We start from the raw sequence: 449 nt of genomic DNA on the forward strand, positions 1-449 counted from the left end.
GACACCAGCTTTTAATAATTTGATTTTATAGCAACCTGCAAGATCGCCTCTAAGCATATTCTTTGGAATATGTGGCTGCTCTATGACTTTGGCTAGTTTCTTTTTAAATTGATCTCGTATAGCAACAGGGAGTTTTTCCCATTCTGCTGTAAAGTCCTTGTGACGTAAAAGCTTATAAGTCATCTAATGTGACTTCCTCAAACATCTCTTTAGGATCATTAATGCGCTTACGGACAAGAGCTAATAATTCTTCATCTTCTTCCGAAAGCAAAGCTTTTTTGACAGGCAGTTTCCCAGTCGTAGCAACATACTCAAGAATACTAGTGAAGAAATCCGTAGGTGCAATACCTTGCTCTTTAAGGATTGAATAAGATTTTTCTTTAAGGGCTTCATCGACCCTGAAGTTAACAGTAGCCATCATATTTCCCAAGTATTTAATGTACTAGGAA

The 449-nt window shown here is 37.2% G+C and carries 2 protein-coding genes; both read right to left on the reverse strand.

Going from position 1 to position 449, the window contains the following annotated elements; genetic code table 11:
• On the reverse strand, positions 1 to 183 hold a 183-nt coding region (locus VF685_RS14070), incomplete at its 3' end, for a type II toxin-antitoxin system RelE family toxin (RefSeq protein ID WP_440203687.1).
• Positions 173 to 418 carry a type II toxin-antitoxin system RelB/DinJ family antitoxin gene (locus VF685_RS14075; RefSeq protein ID WP_000246756.1) on the reverse strand — a complete coding sequence of 82 codons (246 nt, stop codon included), beginning with the start codon at positions 416 to 418 and terminating at the stop codon, positions 173 to 175. The genes VF685_RS14070 and VF685_RS14075, both read right to left, overlap by 11 nt.
• Positions 419 to 449: the final 31 nt, after the last annotated feature.

The organism is Acinetobacter sp. Brlt_5 (assembly GCF_051949055.1).
GTDB classification, from domain to species: domain Bacteria; phylum Pseudomonadota; class Gammaproteobacteria; order Pseudomonadales; family Moraxellaceae; genus Acinetobacter; species Acinetobacter indicus.

Coding starts and splice junctions, on each gene's coding strand:
- VF685_RS14075 (WP_000246756.1), bottom strand. CDS start 418: ATGGCTACTGTTAACTTCAGGGTCGATGAAGCCCTTAAAGAAAAATCT.